The following is a 14,609-nucleotide window of genomic DNA, read 5'->3' as shown; positions in this document are numbered from 1 at the left end:
GACGATCTGGCACCGCCTGCGTCCCGCGCCGGAACTGATCGTGCCGCAGAAGTTCAATCGAAACTCCCACACCGTCACCTCCCTGATGCCGGCCGAGGACAGCGGTGCCTGGCTGCTGGAGAGGATGCAGCGGCAGATCGGGCTGGAGACGCTCGCGGCCAGCCGGCTCCTGGACTTCGGCTGCGTTGTCCGGTTCAGCCAGGCGATCCTCAATCGCAGGATTCCGATCGGCTCCTATACCGGCATCGACTGTTTCGCAGAGATGATCGACTTCCTGCGCTCCGCCGTGCGGGATCCCCGCTTCTCCTGTGTTATCCTGGACGCGCGCCACCCGGCCTACAATCCGTCCGGGCGCCCGCTCTCCTGCGAGACAGAGTTCCACTTTGCGCGCATGCCTTTGACATCGTCTCGATGTTTTCGGTGATCACCGTTTTCTGTGATCACCCACCAGAACCCTGAGGACGCGGCATCCATTCTGACCGTCCTGCGCCACCACACGACAGACCAGGGCCGTCTCTTCTTCACTTGCTTCCTGGACGAGGGGATTGCCGCGTTCGAGGACCGGAGCCCGGAGCGGAACGGCGGCCGGTGCTTCTATAGCCCCGAGTTCCTTGCTCGTCTGGTCGAGGGATCGGGCTGGCGGGTCGTCCGGAGAGCACCCGGCGATGGGCCGCTGATCGGCGATTCGTTCGTCTGCGCTGCGGCTTGATCGAGAGGACCGTTCAAGACCCGGGGATCGGGTGTGCACCCACGGGTCCAACTTGGCGGGGTGCTGCGATTATCACAATGTCTACGTTCCGCTGCCCAGGCTGATCAGATACAGCCCACCGCGCCCGCCAGGCTGTTCAGCATTTCCGACGGCATGTCGAAGCCGGGCGCGCAGCTGCAGGCAAGGTCTTGCAAACGATGGTGGCGGGCCGCACAGTGTTTTCGACTTAGGCCTGCCGGGGTGCGACGCGTCATTTCGGCAACCAAGGAAACGTTGGGGGAAACAATGAGTTACGGCCCGATCCTGGCATTGGTGTTCGGCTACCTGCTCGGCTCGATTCCCTTCGGTCTTTTGATCACCCGTGCCGCCGGCCTCGGCGACGTGCGCAAGATCGGCTCCGGCAATATCGGCGCCACCAATGTGCTGCGTACGGGCAACAAGGGGCTCGCCGCCGCGACGCTGTTGCTCGACGCGCTGAAGGGCACGGCAGCGGTGCTAATCGCCACCCGCTTCGGGTCGGACTTCGGGCTCTGGGCCGGCTTTGGCGCCTTTCTCGGCCATCTCTTCCCGGCCTGGCTCGGCTTCAAGGGCGGCAAGGGCATCGCCACCTATCTCGGCGTGCTGATCGGGCTGGCCTGGCAAGTGGCACTGATCTTCGCCGTCGTGTGGCTCGCCGTCGCCTTCCTGTTCCGCTACTCCTCGCTGGCGGCACTGGTGGCGGCCGTGGTTGTGCCGATCGCGCTCTATTTCCTGAGCACGCCTCAGATTGCCGGGCTGTTCGTGATGATGAGCCTGATCGCCATCATAAAACACCGCGCCAACATTTCGCGGCTGCTTGCCGGCACCGAGGGCAAGATCGGAGCCAAGGGGTGAGCAAGCCTGCCGTCGGGCCGCGTCTCAGCGACCGGCAGCGGCTGAGCTGGCTTCGCCTGATCCACACGCCGAATGTCGGCCCGGCCGGTATTATGGCGCAAACGCTACGGGTGCGGCGAAACTGGAATCAGTCTCACCGCGGCCGGAATCTAGCAGACTCGTTGGCAGATGGAATGGTGAGCGCGATGACCTATTGACTAAAAGGCAGTTGCTCCGGGGCGACGTGCCACTCCGGCGAGAATGTTTCGCCGGTTTTCGGACGTTCTTGAATTTTCCGTTGGCACGACGGCAGCAGATTCATCGTGGCTGTCGCTGAACTGCCTAACGGAACAGATACTTCGACACCTCCGGGTTGCCGCGGCGCCACATCACGTTGTCCAGGAAGTAATGATGCACATTGATGAATATCAGCACGATGAAGAAGAAGAGCGATGACCCAAGCACCTCCCTGTCGTACGGGATCAAAGCCGTCAGCGCGAACGGGATGAGCCAGAAACCGAGATATCCTAGGGCGGCACCGCCAACGATGAATCCCAGGACCCGCAGCCTGTATAGAGGGCCGAGGAAGGACAGGATCTTCAGTGGCGGATCTCTTACGGCTTCCGGATCGTCGCGCTCGACATTGGTCTGATAACGCCAGACCACCGCGAGGTACTGGAGCGAGTGGAGCGCAGGCACCACAAGCAGCCAGAGCGGGTTTATTCGCGCAATCAGAATCCAAAGGTAAAGCGATGCGACGTAGGCCACGACGCCGTTATATGGCAGCTTGCCGCCGTTTGTTCGCCAGCGATTGATCAGCATCAGAACTGTGACCGCCGTGGAAGCAATGGCTGTCAGCAGGGCAAGGCCGGTGATCCACGACGGCGCCGCAAATGTGTAATACTCCAAGCCATAATATTTGCCCTGGGTGACTGCTGTGTTCGTCTGCAGCCATGCCAGGATCCACACGGCATAGCTGTTGACCAGCAGCACCTTCTTGTCTCGATCGTCGAAGAATTTGCGCTTCAGGACGGCATCCACCATCAGCATGCCATAGCCTTGCTTGACGTAGTGCCAGCCGACGAAAAAGAACATCGCATTGGTTGCATATCCCAAGAGACGGGCGTTCGCCGCCGCCGCGCCATACGCAAAGAACGCGCCCATGATAACGGGAACGATGATGCCGGCGAAAATGTAGCGAAGCTGAAGGCCCCTGTCGTATCCGTTCCCGCTCACCTTGCGCCCAAAGTTGCGGTAGAAAAGTTGGTAAGAGTGGGCGAAGTGGGGATAGTTTATCAGATAGGCCACGAAGACCATCGTTGCGGCTACAGCGCCTTCGTATTCAAGCGGCACCAAGAACAGAAATGGCAGGATTAGAAATGCGCTGCCACCAAGCATGAGGAAGTCGGCAACCGGGCCGAAGAGATACTTTTGAGGTGTCGCCGCTCTGGGAGCGACAGTTTCCGCCGAAAGGTGAAGTGCCATGCTCGAGCCTCCCTTGGGAAGGCTGAGTTTAGCCATCGACCTGTGTGGCGACAAGCTTGGGGCTGCCGAGTGTTCCCGACTGGGCGACCTAATCGATCACAGGCAAAGCAGATTGCGGGTTAGCCCGCGGCCATATGTCGAGGCCGACAACCACCCGTGAGCCGCAACGCGCGCGGGCGAGGTCCCTCGCTGGCTTTACGCGGTCCGAAGCCGTTCGATGGAACCTGCGCCAGACGTTGTAATCAAACGCGCAGCGGCAAATGCGGCCAAGATTATGAAAACCGCTGTGATGCTAAGGAAGATCGTCGACGCGAGAACGGTTCCGCTTTGATCAAAGCAACTTGCGAATTCCATGGCGCTTACCCCTTCAAACCCACTAACCTCGATCCAGTGGCCCCACACCGCTTGGCTCAGCATGATCCTGATTTTAGAGAAATACAAGTGATTGCTAATGTGCCTGGCGACCTCCGTTTGAGAAATCACCCGGGGCTTCAGATGCCCGGAGCGGCAAATGTCGTCAAAGACAGTTGTTGCGGGGTGGTACCTGGATAGCGGCATACCGGCATCGATTGGACGAACGTTGACAAAGTCGGCACTGACCTCATTTGGGACTCAAACCAGAAAGGTCTCAGCACTGCAGCTAAGGTCTTCGCCAGTGCACAGATGGGGCTATCCATCACAGCGGCTAAGCCAGGCGGCGGCAGCGCGATCAGCCTCTACTTGGTGGTGGCGTCGTTTGCGCCGCTCTAACCGCCCTTACCGATCAACGCTGATAAATCGCGGGCAGCCGGTCACGGCATAGCTTGGCGTCGTGTACGTCCCTATTCCCGTGAAATAGTGGCAGGTAGATGCACTGGCTACCGAATCCATCTTGCTCCGACTCTGTAACCTTGATGAATCTCCATGGTCTGACATCAGAGGCAAACCTATTGATGACAGGCACTTGGCACAGAAGCTACGTCCCTACGGTATTAAGCCGAAGGTGGTCAGGATCGGTACAGCTACACAACGCGGCTACCATCGGACAGATTTCATAGATGCCTGGAAACGCTACCTCTCTCCGCCTCCCCAAGAGAGCGCAACATACGCAACAAGGGCAACAGCCGAGGCGGCCGAATGAGATTCGCTCAGAAAGTTTTACTTCCAGAAATTTCTACAGAAAGAAGCAGCCCGGGGACGGCGGCCATACTGAGCCAGCCGGTCCGTGGGCGCGTTTGCTTCGGTCAACCTGGCCAGCGCTTCTTCGACTTTTTGAGCCGACGCGTCTGTGCGCTTGATGTGCCGCACAACTTGCCGCCTCAGCTTCGCGAGCATTTCGGCGCGATATACGTCCCCGTATCTCGCAGTTTCAAGGTGGAGGGTCGCAAGCCTCATGGGCGACGATTCCAATTAGCTGGCAGTAGAATTCGCGAATCCGACTTTCGTTCCGTTGTCCGACCTTCGCTGTCTGGCTGATCCTACATATTGCTACACGGACGGACCGGCGGTTTCGGCTTGAACGGAAGAGGCTGGCGCCTAAGAGGAACGTCGGCGAGCGACGTTCGGATCGGCTTGACGGCACCAGTGGATTGAGCGGCGACCACACGCTTGGCGAGCAGCGCCGCCGACATTTGGGCGAGCTTCGATTTTATACCCAAGGACCCCTCCCGAGCGACCTACTCCAGCAGTTCGTTTCTACCACAGGTGGCGCCGCGCTCGCATTTAGATTTGCTAATTCAGGAACGCCGTCAGTGCCGGGGATCGATCTTTGTCAGTCGCTCCCTGGCCTCGATCACGCGCCGTTGCTCGGCCCGTATCCTGCCGCACAGCGTGAGATTGACGGCCACGCCACAGTCATCGTCCAGCATTTCTTCGGCGCTTTCGAGGGCGAGTTTGGCTCGGTTGACGCGCTGCCTGGCCCTAGCCATTTCCAAGTTCAGAAGGTCGGCCGCTATCCCGCGACCGTGGGGTTCCAACGTGTACATGATGAAGTGTTAACCCGCCACGGAAGGCTTCGTTCCCGGGTCGGTCGCCATGGATGAGCGGAACAACCTCGCCCGCAAGTGCAAAAGAAGCACCCCGCGCGTCACCAGACACCGAGATCTAAAGAAACAGGGATTACGTGCGGGTCATCGAGGACGGCACGGTAAGGGTCAAGGGCTTCAGTTCCCAGACAGATGCCAAAACCTTCGCCCAAGGCGAACAGGCGCGGCTCGGACTTGATACGCGTCTCTGGACGTAGAGCCCGGCCACCGCAGCAGCTAGACGTCTCTGGTAAGGCGGCTATATTTTAGCAATGACTGAAAAGCCTGAGACGACCTACATCGTGAGCGTCTTCGAGAAGCCGTTTTGGCGCACGGTGCTGACCACCAAGGACAAGGCCAAGGCTCTGGCCTGGGCGAGAGAGATCGGCGACAAGGTGCGGGTCGAGGAGGTCACGCCGAAGGTGAAGCGCTAATAAGGGATCACCGCAAATGATAAGGTCTGGACATTGAAAGGGCGAAGCGCAATCGGATTGGGCGTTATCGTCGCCGCAGCCTGCGATTACGGAGTGCCCTCGGCATCGGCACATGATGGCTGGTACGAAAAACAGTGCTGCCATGACGAGCATTGCGAGCCGATGGCAGACGGTGCCGTTCGCGAAACAAGCATGGGCTTCAAGGTGCCGTCAGGCGAATTGCTGCCTTACGCGGACGCAGGGTGCATCAGTCGCACGACATGCGTTTTCATTGGTGTCACGCCCAAGGAACGGCAGGCCGGCATGGTGAAATACCAGTTGGCAACCCTGACATTACGATCTGCCTGTACGTGCCGCCTAAGTCATTCTGACATCCCGCCGCGATGAACTCGCGTCAACCGGCGATCGCCATCCCGCGACGCCTAAACGAATGGTACGAATTTAACCAAGGGCCCTGGCGTAGGAACAAACCTTATCCGGCGCCGTTTATTGCGCTGGCCGGATGCCCTTGTGCCCCAATCCCGTTTCCGGCCAGCCTTGATGATAGGGCCCGCTGCTTTTCCCGGCAGCGGGCCAATTTCATGCCTTCCGCGGCCTCACCCCGGCAACTCGCGAAACAGAACGTAGACACCCATGCCGGCCATCAGAAGGCAGGCACCCATGCCGATCATGTCGCGGCGACGATAGCGCCAGACGGCACCGGCAAGCATCGAGGCGGTGATGACGGCAATGTAGAAGGAAATCAAGATCCCCCGCGATGCTATGATCTTGGGGCGATGGGCATTGGTTTGAGAATATCCGCCCGACGAATGCTAGCGAGCAGTTCACAAACCGATGCAATCATTTCTCGAGCATCGAAGCTTTCCCCGCTGACGCGAAACTTAAATGATTTGTTGTTGAGGCTGGTAACCGAATTCTCACCCCTGATAGGGCCGCCTTTCCCTTTAAGCTCTTGCTTAGCAAACGGCATCCTCAGAGTCGCGAGTTGCTCTTTCATGGCCCTGATTTTTGTCGCCACAGGTGGGGTGAAGCAGCCCGCATTCTGGTCCATTGTTCGCAAAACCTCATACGGCGTCGCTGGCACTGCCAGCCGTCGCTGCGGCCAAAAACCCGCCGTCGCGGCGGGAGCAGATCAAGCATCACTTCCACGCGCTGAAAGCCTTGCTGGAGGAGGAATTTCAGTGCCCGTGGCTGATCATAACGTGCACCGAAGGGTCAAGCCTTTCGCGCATTCTCAGCACCAACGCAGGGAAGTTGAATGACCCCTATGGGATCATCGGGCCTGTGACGCGATATGGCGAGGTCGTGTCATGAACGCGCATACGCCCGTACTGCAGCCTCTCGGCATGCCGAAGGGGATGGATCCGCGCGAATGGCGCCAGTCGGTCGAGAAGCGCCTGAGTGACCTCCTGGACCGTGCCATGTCGCTGATCACGGCGCTGGATCTCATGGAAGCCGATTGCGATCTGGAGGAGACCGGCGACGACGAGCCGTCGCTAGGCTGCCCCGATGATCTGGAGCACGACAATTGCGACGACGAGGAAGGCGGGGACAGCGAGCCATCGGGAGACGGCGAAATCATCATGTGGCCCGACGATCTAGAATCGCAAGAAGTGCTGGTGAAGAGCGGGATATGAGCGGCGCAACAATTCCGGCGAAAAACCTCCAACACTCTTGGCGGTTTCAAGAGATCGCGACGGCTGAACAAAAACTAAAGCGGCTAGGAAGGGAGCTAGCTGCCGCACTCGACGAATACTTGCGGGCGTCGAATTCAGTCGGTTATCCGGTCTGCCTCAGCGTCTATCCGGCATCGCTCGGCAGGAACGAGTGGCTGGCGGAGCCAACTCTCAACTGAACACTGCTGATCCAAAATATTCCCGACGAGAATAATTGGCCCGCTGCCTCACGGTGGCGGGCCTTTTTGTTAGCCCACCACCCTCCGGCTGGACCGCAGGCGTGTGGTCTCGATGTCATCACGGGAAATCCCGATGTCACTGAGCATGTCGTCTGGTGCGTCACTCAGTTCGTCCATTGCCTTCAACTGCGCCTTCTGTTCGGCTCGGCGATCGAGCCAATCGACAAGGGGACCAACTACTGCGACAAGAGGAAGATTCACAAGCATCGGAGCACTCCCTTCACCGCTGCAGGAAACTGCACGCAGCCTAAGCCGATACGTCGATGCGTCTGTGACAAACCTCACAGACCCGTACGGCAAAGACTGCCCGGCTGCCTCAGGTGGCGGGCTTTCTGTATCTTGTGGCAGAAAAGTCACGCAGCTTGAATATGCAGAGCTTCAACCGGCGCGAGCTTATTATCCAGCTAAGCGAGGCGTACCGTTGTTCACGGGCAAAGGGGATGCGCCCGACACTCCTCCCGAACTAGCGCCCGCCGCCTCTCCCTGGGTGGCGGGCTTTTTGTTAGCCGTCCGTTAGCCCAGCCGAAATCCCGCTTCTTATTCGTTTCGTATCCGAAACTTTATCTATTTGTGTTTGCTTGGAGATTTTTGGTGAGCGCGATGGGATTCGAACCCATGACCTACTGATTAAAAGTTCATTCCGGGCCGTTTTGCCAAGGCTTTGCTTTCATTCGATTTTGTCCGTGTCCGCACATTAAGCGATTGATTTCAAATGGACATGCTTTGACAAATCAGGACACCATGCGACAATGCTCGCAACCTGATTGCCGTCCTTTCGACGGACACAGTGCGGACACGGAGCAAGGGCGTGAAGCTTTCAGATGCCATTATCAAGGCGCTGCCGACACCCGCCAGCGGCAACAAGATCACTTATGACGACGACGTGAAGGGCTTCGGCGTTCGCGTGACTGCCGCCGGCGCCAGGGCGTTCATTCTCAACTATCGGACCAAGTCCGGCTTGGAAAGACGCTACACCATCGGCTCCTCCACCGACTGGAAATACACCGCTGCCCGCGAAGAAGCGAAGAACCTCAAAAAGCAGATCGATGTAGGATCCGACCCTATGGGCCAGGTCGCCGCCTCACGGGAGGCAAAGACCGTCGCTGATCTCTGCGATCGGTTCGAAAAGGATCATCTGACAAAGAAGCGCGATTCGACTGCCCGCGACTACAAGGCGCTGATCAAGAACCACGTCCTGCCGGCCCTCAAAAACAAGAAGGTGGTCGAAGTCGAGTTCACCGACATCGACAACCTGCACCGGAAGATTTCAAAGACGGCTCCATATCTGGCGAACCGGACGGTCGCTGTGCTTTCGAAGATGTTCGGCCTTGCCATCAAATGGCGGTGGCGCATCGACAATCCAGCCAAGGGCATCGAGCGGAACGACGAGCAGAAGCGCCACCGCTATCTTTCCCCCGCCGAGCTTCTGAAACTCACCGAGGCACTGACCACGCTGGAGGATCAACAGGCGGCAAACATTTTCCGTCTTCTGCTTCTCACCGGCGCGCGCCGCGGTGAAGTCCAGGCCGCGAAGTGGGACCAGTTCGACCTCACTGCTGGCGTATGGACCAAGCCGGGTGCGACCACGAAGCAAAAGACCATGCACAGGGTGCCATTGTCGGCCCCTGCCCGCCTGTTGCTCACCGAACTGCGGGAGAAGGCCAAGGACGATGCCGTGTATGTGTTCCCTGGCCGGGGCGCCGATCACCGCGTCGAGATCAAGGGAGAGTGGCGTGAGGTATGCCTTGCCGCCGGCATCGTCACCGCCGAAACCGTCGGCGAAAAGATCGTGTTGAAGCCATCGGCCCGCATACACGATCTACGGCATACCTACGCCTCTGTGCTGGCCAGCGCCGGCCTTTCCCTGCCAATCATCGGGGCACTGCTAGGACACTCACAGCCGGCCACCACGGCCCGCTACAGCCATCTTATGGACGACCCACTGCGGCAGGCCACCGAGCGCGCAGGATCGATTGTGATGGCCAAGGACAAGGGTGCCGAGGTCATGCCGCTGAAAGGCGGTGCGTGATGGACAAAAAGAAGCGCCGCCCCTCGCATGAGGAATGGAAGGCGCACGTTCGCAACATTGTCGTCGATCCCGACCCGCCTCGGCTTTTGACAGAGGACGAAAGGGCGCTCCTGGCGTTAGAGCACGAGACTTCAGAACGGCAGCCGGCCTCCAAACCCTCGGAGGGAGACGCCTTGCTCGGTGAACTCCTGCATATGCTTGTGGGTGACGCTGATGAAGGCTCTTCGCTGACTTTCACTGTAAAATTGTTGGAAATTGTCGACCACTTCAATGAATACTCCAAACGAAATGACGATTTTCGCGTCTCTCGGATGTCTAGCGCGCTTGAAGATATATCGAAAGGGGCAGCATCTCTCGGACGTTTGATCAAAAACGTTGTTGAGCAACTTGACGCAATCGGGAAAAAGGCAGGCGAACCTCTCGACGATTTTGTGATGTTGGCGTTGCGCAGCGAAATTGAAGAATTGTTGCGCCAGACCTCACACTCCGCCCAGGCAGCGCGGGGTGATCTTGTGAAGAAATACGGCACAGGTAATCCCGACATGCCGGACAGAGGGTCCGGCGGAGGTCGTGGGCTTCATGCGCATCTATATGGTTCCCCAAAACAGAAATTCGTCCGACATCTGAGCTTCCTCTGGAACATCGAAGCCGGACATGATCTCACCAGTTCGCCAACCGGCCGCTTCGCTCAGTTTGTTCGGCTGGCCTATATATTTGCCACCGGCGCAGATCCCGAAAATGCCGGACTGAAGGACGATATCGGATTGGCTGTAAAAGCGATGAAGACAAGGGAGCGGATCAGGGGCCGAGCCGCCGAACATTTCAGCAAGTCGCTTGAACTCCGCGCGATCGGCAGGATCAAGGAAGCGGATTTCATGGCCCTCCGCGCCGAGCGTCTGTCCAGTTGGCTCGCAATTCCTCGATTTGAACGCAAGGCGAAAATCCGAACAACCCTATCAAAATAGGCCGGGTTGTTCGGACGACCTAAGCGCGTGTCCGTCCGTAGGTTCTCGCTGTCACCTCACCGAAAGGAGTGTCAGCGAAATGAGCCTACTTGACGAATATCTCGACCGCCCTGCCCTCGCGAAAGAATTGCGGGTCAGCGAGCGCACCTTGATCCGGTGGCAGCGTCTTCCCGACGGCCTTCCCTATGTCGAACTCGGCGGCCGCATCCTCTACCGCGTGCCGTCGGTGAAGGCATGGATAGAGGCTCTGGAGCGCAAGCCGAATCCTCGCCGGAGGGCTGCGTGATGACTGGCCATCCCGAAACAGAAGACCACACCACCGAGCCGTCGACCATCGAACGCGGCGAGCGCTTCCTGGCCGAAACGCCACGCAGTCAGCGCGGCCCCGCCATCCCGGCACTTAGGGCGATGGGCCTCAGCCCCGCAGAGGCTTGTGAAGCCGTGAGGCGCCACAACATGGCAATGGCGAGGGCCGGATGATGACCTTCACCGACGACCTTATCGAAAAGGCCTCGTTTTTCGTCGCCTATGCCGGCGAAGGCAAGGACGGCTGGACCGTTCGCGAATGGCTGGCGCAGCGCTTTCGGCTGACGCCGGCTGAAGCCCTCGAACTGTTCAAGATCGTGAAGGGAGGCGCCAATGCGCGGGCCTCCTGAAATGGAAGCCGCCGCCCCGACTAGCATCGGGAGCAGCGGCAAAGGAAAGTCGACACGCACTTCTAACGCTTCCGGCACCACACCTCAAGCCCGGTGGAGGGACAACCATCCCCTTGCCCGCTGGGCTCACGTCGCGGTTGCGTCGGCCATTCGCCGGGGCCTTCTCGTTAGGCAGGGCTGCGAAGTCTGCGGCGAAGAGAAAGCCGATTTCCATCATGATCCGGAGCATTACGACCAGCCCTTGCGCGGGCGGTTTCTATGTCGTCGCCATCATGTTGCAGAGCACCGCCGGCTGCGCTGCGAGGCCGCGTCATGAGCACGAAGCTTGTGTGCGAGGAATACTTCGGCGGCTGCCCACAGTGCGGCGAAGCCCATTGGGCGAACGTCCACAAGTCGCATTGGTGCTTCTGCCCTCATCATCGTGTCCGCTGGTCGGCAGGCGAAAACATCTTCTCAAGCTGGCATTCCGAGACCGAAGCTGACTGGCGGCGCAATCGAGAGATGCTGTCTCAATACAGGGAGGTGAAGCCAATCGAGATGGGAGACCCTATTCCCATGGCGATTGAGGCGGAGTCGTCGGTAACGGCGCTCCTCCGGCGGATCGCCGGCCAGATCGGCGGTGCCGCATGAGCAACACTCGCAACTTTACGATGGTGGCGCCTGGGCTTCATAGCTCCAGGCGTTACCTGGGCCTCGATGACAGCGGTCGGTCGCTGTTCCTCTACTTGCTGACCGGACCGCACCAGACAAGCTGCGGATGTTCGCAAATCAGGCCTGGCTATGCGTGCGCAGACCTTGGACCGCATTGGCCCCTGGAGAAGTACCAGCGCTATCTGTCGACCGTGGAAGAGGCTGGGCTCATCATCACCGATGCCGACACGAACGAGATCTACGTCGAGCGCTGGTTCAAGCACAACTCGAAGGGCTCTTGGAAGTACGCCAAGGCCATCCGGGCGCAAGTCGACAAGATCGAGAGCGAGATGCTCAGGGAGAAGGTGGACGCCGACTTCATGGGCACGGAATTGGGCGAGGCTGCAGAAGCCGCTGGCTCTGCGGAACGGGCAGGTTTGTCAAGCGCAGCCAATACCCAGAGCCGTTTGCTCAACACTCGCATCATGCAGCGGTGATAGCCCATGGATAGGGTATCGAAGGACTATCGATATACGGAGACGGAGACGGAGACGGAGACCGAAACAATACGAAAGACCGAAACTGAAACTTTAGAGGATCAATCGCGAAAGTTCGCGTTCGTCACCAGCGCCGCAAAGGGGCTTGGGAGGAAAGAGGCGCCAAGACGCGCCGATGGCGCTTTACCCTCGAAAGCTAAAGCGCTCTGCAGCTTCGACAGCAGTTCGTATCCTGCCGCGCAGCGCGAGATTCTCGGCCAGCATTTCTTCTGTGCGTTCAATCGCGAGCTCGGTGCGATTGATGCGCTCCCTGGCATTGGCGAGTTCCGACGCCAAAATATCGGCCTGGTGGGGTTTCATGGTGTTTATCATGATTGGCTAACTCACGGCGGACCGGTTCGTTCCGTAATTGTGGGCAGCGGCGGCTCGCGCCGTGACGCGGGGGCGAGGCCATGACGGTTCCCGCCCGCCAACATGCAACCGAGGCTGGCCTGCGTCTCCGGCGCATCTGTAGTCGTCTCCGTGAAGGCAGGCCGATCGATCCCGAGGACGCCGAACCCCTGGCCGATGCGATCGACCGCTACCTCCTCGACGGCACCTCGATCGATTCCACGCTGGGAGTGCGTGCCGGCAAGGGCCAGACATCCGCACGGCGCGCGCTTCAGATCGCCGACCGCGACCAAGCCATTCGAGCCCTTGCCGGTGACCTCGGAGAAGATGCTGCCGGCGGCAATGTCATCGACGCCATGCTCGACGAGTTGGAGCAGTTCGCGTCCTGGCATTGGCCGACGCTTCGAACTTGCGAACGCTGCCCGGAAGATATCGGAACGCGCGCTGGATTGTTGTGGTCGGTGCTGAAACTGTCCGGCGGGCGCGTCTTGAGCCCTGCCTATCTCATTGAAATTGTTCAGGACTGATAACGCGTCTTCATTCTGAGGCGGCCAAATCCGACCTGCTATGATCTCACCAACATTCACGAATTGGAGCGCAACATGCCATACGGCAGCTATCGAGAAGACCATACGCCACGGCGCGTTTCCGCAAGGGGCGACGGTAACGGCGGCGGCATCGGCTGGGACCGCGCGATTGCGATTGCCAACGGCGAGGCCAGCAACTTCAAGCCATACGCCACGGCTGACGGCTTCATGTGGGCGTTTGTTGATGATGGCACTGATCCCGCCGACCGCCTGCCGAAGCCAGCGCGCGCAAAGCTGCTGCGCCTGCGCGATGAACGGACGGCAGCCCATGACCTGGTCCAGCCGATGTTCGATAGGATCAACGATTCCCACATCGACAAGCTGAAGGCTTTTCATGAAATTCAGAAGCTCGAAAGCGAGTATAACCGCAACATCCATTTCGCCAGCGACGAACGCGCCGGTCGTGAGCCGACGTCATCGGCCAAGGCGTTCCTTGCCCGGATCGACGAGACGAAGCGCAAGCACGCCAGGTTGACGGAAATCCACAATCGTCTCGTCGAACAGCAGAGCGAGAAATCGGGACGCTCCCGGGCGCTGGCCGGACTGCTCGACTCCAACCTGGAGCGCTGGCTGAAGGCACTCCCGCCCGGTTCCAAGATCATCCCCTATCAGGGAGCGGCGCCTAAGTTGCGAAAGGGCGAAACCACCGTCGAGGCAATCGAGCGCGTTCGACAGGAGCGGGCCGTGGCGTTGGCCGACCTCAACGATTTGCGCGCCCGACCGATCACAGTGGCGGCAGCCAAGGCCAAGGCCAAGGAACAGATCGAGCGTCTTGCCGCCGATGGCCGCCCGTCTGTCCTGAGCCTGCTCGACCACGGCGAGCAAGTCCGCTTCGCCCTCTCGCTTGAGCCTCGCAGCCAGTCCAACATTTCCCGCGATCTGTTCGCGGCCCTTGCCTTTACCACTTGGGTGAACCGTGACGCGCTGATCGCAGCCATCAACAAGGAGATCGACGCGGTCGCCGACGGCACCGGGATCTCTGACAATGACCGCGCATCAGCCGAGGCAGAGCTTACCGCACGCCTGCATGGCCTAGAGCGTGACGAGGAAGCCCTGATCGATCAGGCAGAGTTGAGCGGCACGCGCATCGACCGCCGCACCGATGCTGATGCACAGGCAGTGCTCGGCATACAGATCTCATAGGTTAAGCAGAGCAATGGGTGATCCTTCCCGCATTGCAACAAGAGACCGGGCGGCAAACCGTCGGCCGGTCTCGCCAATTGCCCGTGGCTTTTTCGTCATTGCGCTCGGGCATAGCAGGCAGGGTGGCACTTGGTGCTGCTGCTCTGCCTGCATCTCAGATTGCCACAGCGGCATTCCTGTCAGTCTGCAGCAGAGGCACAGGGCCGGGTGTTGCTCAGCGGTTGCATCCGGCCCGCACCCTGCAACTCTGACGGGTCCTCCCCGGCCGTCAAACCGTATGCGGGGCGGCGTAGCACATGCTCCCCCTAGCCACA

General features: G+C 59.5%; 22 protein-coding genes. 16 read left to right on the top strand and 6 right to left on the bottom strand.

Going from position 1 to position 14,609, the window contains the following annotated elements; translation table 11 throughout:
• The first annotated feature begins 40 nt into the window (after positions 1 to 40).
• The 3 genes from D3227_RS20680 (at position 41) to plsY (ending at position 1,582) form a co-directional block, all read left to right on the top strand.
• Positions 41 to 424, top strand: coding sequence for a class I SAM-dependent methyltransferase (locus D3227_RS20680; RefSeq protein WP_147377647.1), 384 nt, complete (start codon positions 41 to 43; stop codon positions 422 to 424).
• A gap of 12 nt (positions 425 to 436) precedes the next feature.
• Positions 437 to 709 carry a hypothetical protein gene (locus D3227_RS20675; protein ID WP_120016164.1) on the top strand — a complete coding sequence of 91 codons (273 nt, stop codon included), beginning with the start codon at positions 437 to 439 and terminating at the stop codon, positions 707 to 709.
• 285 nt (positions 710 to 994) lie between these two features.
• Positions 995 to 1,582 (top strand): glycerol-3-phosphate 1-O-acyltransferase PlsY, encoded by a 588-nt coding sequence (plsY, locus tag D3227_RS20670; protein WP_120016163.1) that lies wholly within the window; start codon positions 995 to 997, stop codon positions 1,580 to 1,582.
• A 321-nt stretch (positions 1,583 to 1,903) separates the two neighbouring features.
• Here plsY and D3227_RS20660 read toward each other — a convergent pair whose 3' ends face one another.
• Positions 1,904 to 3,046, bottom strand: coding sequence for a hypothetical protein (locus tag D3227_RS20660; RefSeq protein WP_120016161.1), 1,143 nt, complete (start codon positions 3,044 to 3,046; stop codon positions 1,904 to 1,906).
• Between the two features lie 853 nt (positions 3,047 to 3,899).
• Here D3227_RS20660 and D3227_RS44345 point away from each other — a divergent pair.
• On the top strand, positions 3,900 to 4,166 hold the full coding sequence (locus tag D3227_RS44345; RefSeq protein ID WP_120016159.1) for a DUF3631 domain-containing protein: 267 nt from the start codon (positions 3,900 to 3,902) through the stop codon (positions 4,164 to 4,166).
• Between the two features lie 607 nt (positions 4,167 to 4,773).
• Here D3227_RS44345 and D3227_RS20640 read toward each other — a convergent pair.
• Positions 4,774 to 5,010: a hypothetical protein gene (locus tag D3227_RS20640; RefSeq protein ID WP_167480783.1), complete on the bottom strand. Its 237-nt coding sequence runs from the start codon at positions 5,008 to 5,010 to the stop codon at positions 4,774 to 4,776.
• 311 nt (positions 5,011 to 5,321) lie between these two features.
• Here D3227_RS20640 and D3227_RS41710 point away from each other — a divergent pair, with 311 nt between their 5' ends.
• On the top strand, positions 5,322 to 5,483 hold the full coding sequence (locus tag D3227_RS41710; protein WP_167480782.1) for a hypothetical protein: 162 nt from the start codon (positions 5,322 to 5,324) through the stop codon (positions 5,481 to 5,483).
• A gap of 596 nt (positions 5,484 to 6,079) precedes the next feature.
• Here the strand turns inward: D3227_RS41710 and D3227_RS41705 are convergent.
• Together D3227_RS41705 and D3227_RS20635 are read right to left on the bottom strand one after the other, a co-directional pair.
• On the bottom strand, positions 6,080 to 6,229 hold the full coding sequence (locus D3227_RS41705; protein ID WP_167480781.1) for a hypothetical protein: 150 nt from the start codon (positions 6,227 to 6,229) through the stop codon (positions 6,080 to 6,082).
• Positions 6,230 to 6,243: 14 nt separating this feature from the next.
• Entirely contained in the window at positions 6,244 to 6,534 is a 291-nt protein-coding gene (locus D3227_RS20635; protein WP_120016156.1) for a hypothetical protein, read from the bottom strand.
• 259 nt (positions 6,535 to 6,793) lie between these two features.
• On the opposite strand from D3227_RS20635, the gene D3227_RS20625 reads away from it, so the two are divergent.
• Positions 6,794 to 7,120 (top strand): hypothetical protein, encoded by a 327-nt coding sequence (locus D3227_RS20625; RefSeq protein WP_120016154.1) that lies wholly within the window; start codon positions 6,794 to 6,796, stop codon positions 7,118 to 7,120.
• Entirely contained in the window at positions 7,117 to 7,338 is a 222-nt protein-coding gene (locus D3227_RS41180) for a hypothetical protein (protein ID WP_147377646.1), read from the top strand. The genes D3227_RS20625 and D3227_RS41180 overlap by 4 nt, the downstream gene beginning before the upstream one ends.
• A gap of 69 nt (positions 7,339 to 7,407) precedes the next feature.
• Here the strand turns inward: D3227_RS41180 and D3227_RS20620 are convergent, their stop codons facing one another.
• A complete protein-coding gene (locus D3227_RS20620) occupies positions 7,408 to 7,605 on the bottom strand; it encodes a DUF1127 domain-containing protein (protein WP_120016153.1) in 198 nt (65 codons plus the stop codon).
• 601 nt (positions 7,606 to 8,206) lie between these two features.
• Between D3227_RS20620 and D3227_RS20615 the strand changes: the two genes are divergently transcribed.
• The 7 genes from D3227_RS20615 (at position 8,207) to D3227_RS20585 (ending at position 12,175) form a co-directional block, all read left to right on the top strand.
• Positions 8,207 to 9,427, top strand: coding sequence for a tyrosine-type recombinase/integrase (locus D3227_RS20615; protein ID WP_120016152.1), 1,221 nt, complete (start codon positions 8,207 to 8,209; stop codon positions 9,425 to 9,427).
• Positions 9,427 to 10,392, top strand: a complete 966-nt coding sequence (locus D3227_RS20610) for a hypothetical protein (RefSeq protein WP_120016151.1) — start codon at positions 9,427 to 9,429, stop codon at positions 10,390 to 10,392. The genes D3227_RS20615 and D3227_RS20610 overlap by 1 nt, the downstream gene beginning before the upstream one ends.
• A gap of 79 nt (positions 10,393 to 10,471) precedes the next feature.
• Complete coding sequence (locus tag D3227_RS20605; RefSeq protein ID WP_120016150.1) at positions 10,472 to 10,678, top strand: DNA-binding protein; 207 nt, start codon at positions 10,472 to 10,474, stop codon at positions 10,676 to 10,678.
• Entirely contained in the window at positions 10,678 to 10,872 is a 195-nt protein-coding gene (locus D3227_RS20600; RefSeq protein WP_120016149.1) for a hypothetical protein, read from the top strand. The genes D3227_RS20605 and D3227_RS20600 overlap by 1 nt, the downstream gene beginning before the upstream one ends.
• On the top strand, positions 10,869 to 11,048 hold the full coding sequence (locus D3227_RS20595) for a hypothetical protein (protein ID WP_120016148.1): 180 nt from the start codon (positions 10,869 to 10,871) through the stop codon (positions 11,046 to 11,048). The genes D3227_RS20600 and D3227_RS20595 overlap by 4 nt, the downstream gene beginning before the upstream one ends.
• Positions 11,049 to 11,360: 312 nt before the next feature.
• On the top strand, positions 11,361 to 11,678 hold the full coding sequence (locus D3227_RS41175; RefSeq protein ID WP_147377645.1) for a hypothetical protein: 318 nt from the start codon (positions 11,361 to 11,363) through the stop codon (positions 11,676 to 11,678).
• Positions 11,675 to 12,175 (top strand): hypothetical protein, encoded by a 501-nt coding sequence (locus D3227_RS20585; RefSeq protein WP_120016147.1) that lies wholly within the window; start codon positions 11,675 to 11,677, stop codon positions 12,173 to 12,175. Before D3227_RS41175 ends, D3227_RS20585 begins: the two co-directional genes overlap by 4 nt.
• Positions 12,176 to 12,358: 183 nt before the next feature.
• Here D3227_RS20585 and D3227_RS41700 read toward each other — a convergent pair whose 3' ends face one another.
• On the bottom strand, positions 12,359 to 12,535 hold the full coding sequence (locus D3227_RS41700; protein ID WP_167480780.1) for a hypothetical protein: 177 nt from the start codon (positions 12,533 to 12,535) through the stop codon (positions 12,359 to 12,361).
• 92 nt (positions 12,536 to 12,627) lie between these two features.
• Between D3227_RS41700 and D3227_RS20575 the strand changes: the two genes are divergently transcribed.
• The gene (locus D3227_RS20575; RefSeq protein WP_120016145.1) at positions 12,628 to 13,092 is read left to right on the top strand and encodes a hypothetical protein; all 465 of its coding nucleotides are present in this window, start codon (positions 12,628 to 12,630) and stop codon (positions 13,090 to 13,092) included.
• Between the two features lie 75 nt (positions 13,093 to 13,167).
• Complete coding sequence (locus tag D3227_RS20570) at positions 13,168 to 14,295, top strand: hypothetical protein (protein WP_147377644.1); 1,128 nt, start codon at positions 13,168 to 13,170, stop codon at positions 14,293 to 14,295.
• The last annotated feature ends 314 nt before the right edge of the window (positions 14,296 to 14,609 follow it).

Origin of the sequence: Mesorhizobium waimense, from assembly GCF_003601975.1 — a bacterium.
Lineage (GTDB): Bacteria > Pseudomonadota > Alphaproteobacteria > Rhizobiales > Rhizobiaceae > Mesorhizobium > Mesorhizobium waimense.
Note: the sequence above shows the minus strand (reverse complement) of the source record. Positions and strands in the feature narration are given on the sequence as shown.

Bases quoted from the DNA above. Each gene is read 5' to 3' on its own strand.
- plsY (WP_120016163.1), top strand. From the start codon at position 995: ATGAGTTACGGCCCGATCCTGGCATTGGTGTTCGGCTACCTGCTCGGC.
- D3227_RS20660 (WP_120016161.1), bottom strand. From the start codon at position 3,046: ATGGCACTTCACCTTTCGGCGGAAACTGTCGCTCCCAGAGCGGCGACA.
- D3227_RS20640 (WP_167480783.1), bottom strand. From the start codon at position 5,010: ATGTACACGTTGGAACCCCACGGTCGCGGGATAGCGGCCGACCTTCTG.
- D3227_RS41710 (WP_167480782.1), top strand. From the start codon at position 5,322: ATGACTGAAAAGCCTGAGACGACCTACATCGTGAGCGTCTTCGAGAAG.
- D3227_RS20635 (WP_120016156.1), bottom strand. From the start codon at position 6,534: ATGGACCAGAATGCGGGCTGCTTCACCCCACCTGTGGCGACAAAAATC.
- D3227_RS20625 (WP_120016154.1), top strand. From the start codon at position 6,794: ATGAACGCGCATACGCCCGTACTGCAGCCTCTCGGCATGCCGAAGGGG.
- D3227_RS41180 (WP_147377646.1), top strand. From the start codon at position 7,117: ATGAGCGGCGCAACAATTCCGGCGAAAAACCTCCAACACTCTTGGCGG.
- D3227_RS20620 (WP_120016153.1), bottom strand. From the start codon at position 7,605: ATGCTTGTGAATCTTCCTCTTGTCGCAGTAGTTGGTCCCCTTGTCGAT.
- D3227_RS20610 (WP_120016151.1), top strand. From the start codon at position 9,427: ATGGACAAAAAGAAGCGCCGCCCCTCGCATGAGGAATGGAAGGCGCAC.
- D3227_RS20605 (WP_120016150.1), top strand. From the start codon at position 10,472: ATGAGCCTACTTGACGAATATCTCGACCGCCCTGCCCTCGCGAAAGAA.
- D3227_RS20600 (WP_120016149.1), top strand. From the start codon at position 10,678: ATGACTGGCCATCCCGAAACAGAAGACCACACCACCGAGCCGTCGACC.
- D3227_RS20595 (WP_120016148.1), top strand. From the start codon at position 10,869: ATGATGACCTTCACCGACGACCTTATCGAAAAGGCCTCGTTTTTCGTC.
- D3227_RS41175 (WP_147377645.1), top strand. From the start codon at position 11,361: ATGAGCACGAAGCTTGTGTGCGAGGAATACTTCGGCGGCTGCCCACAG.
- D3227_RS20585 (WP_120016147.1), top strand. From the start codon at position 11,675: ATGAGCAACACTCGCAACTTTACGATGGTGGCGCCTGGGCTTCATAGC.
- D3227_RS41700 (WP_167480780.1), bottom strand. From the start codon at position 12,535: ATGAAACCCCACCAGGCCGATATTTTGGCGTCGGAACTCGCCAATGCC.
- D3227_RS20575 (WP_120016145.1), top strand. From the start codon at position 12,628: ATGACGGTTCCCGCCCGCCAACATGCAACCGAGGCTGGCCTGCGTCTC.
- D3227_RS20570 (WP_147377644.1), top strand. From the start codon at position 13,168: ATGCCATACGGCAGCTATCGAGAAGACCATACGCCACGGCGCGTTTCC.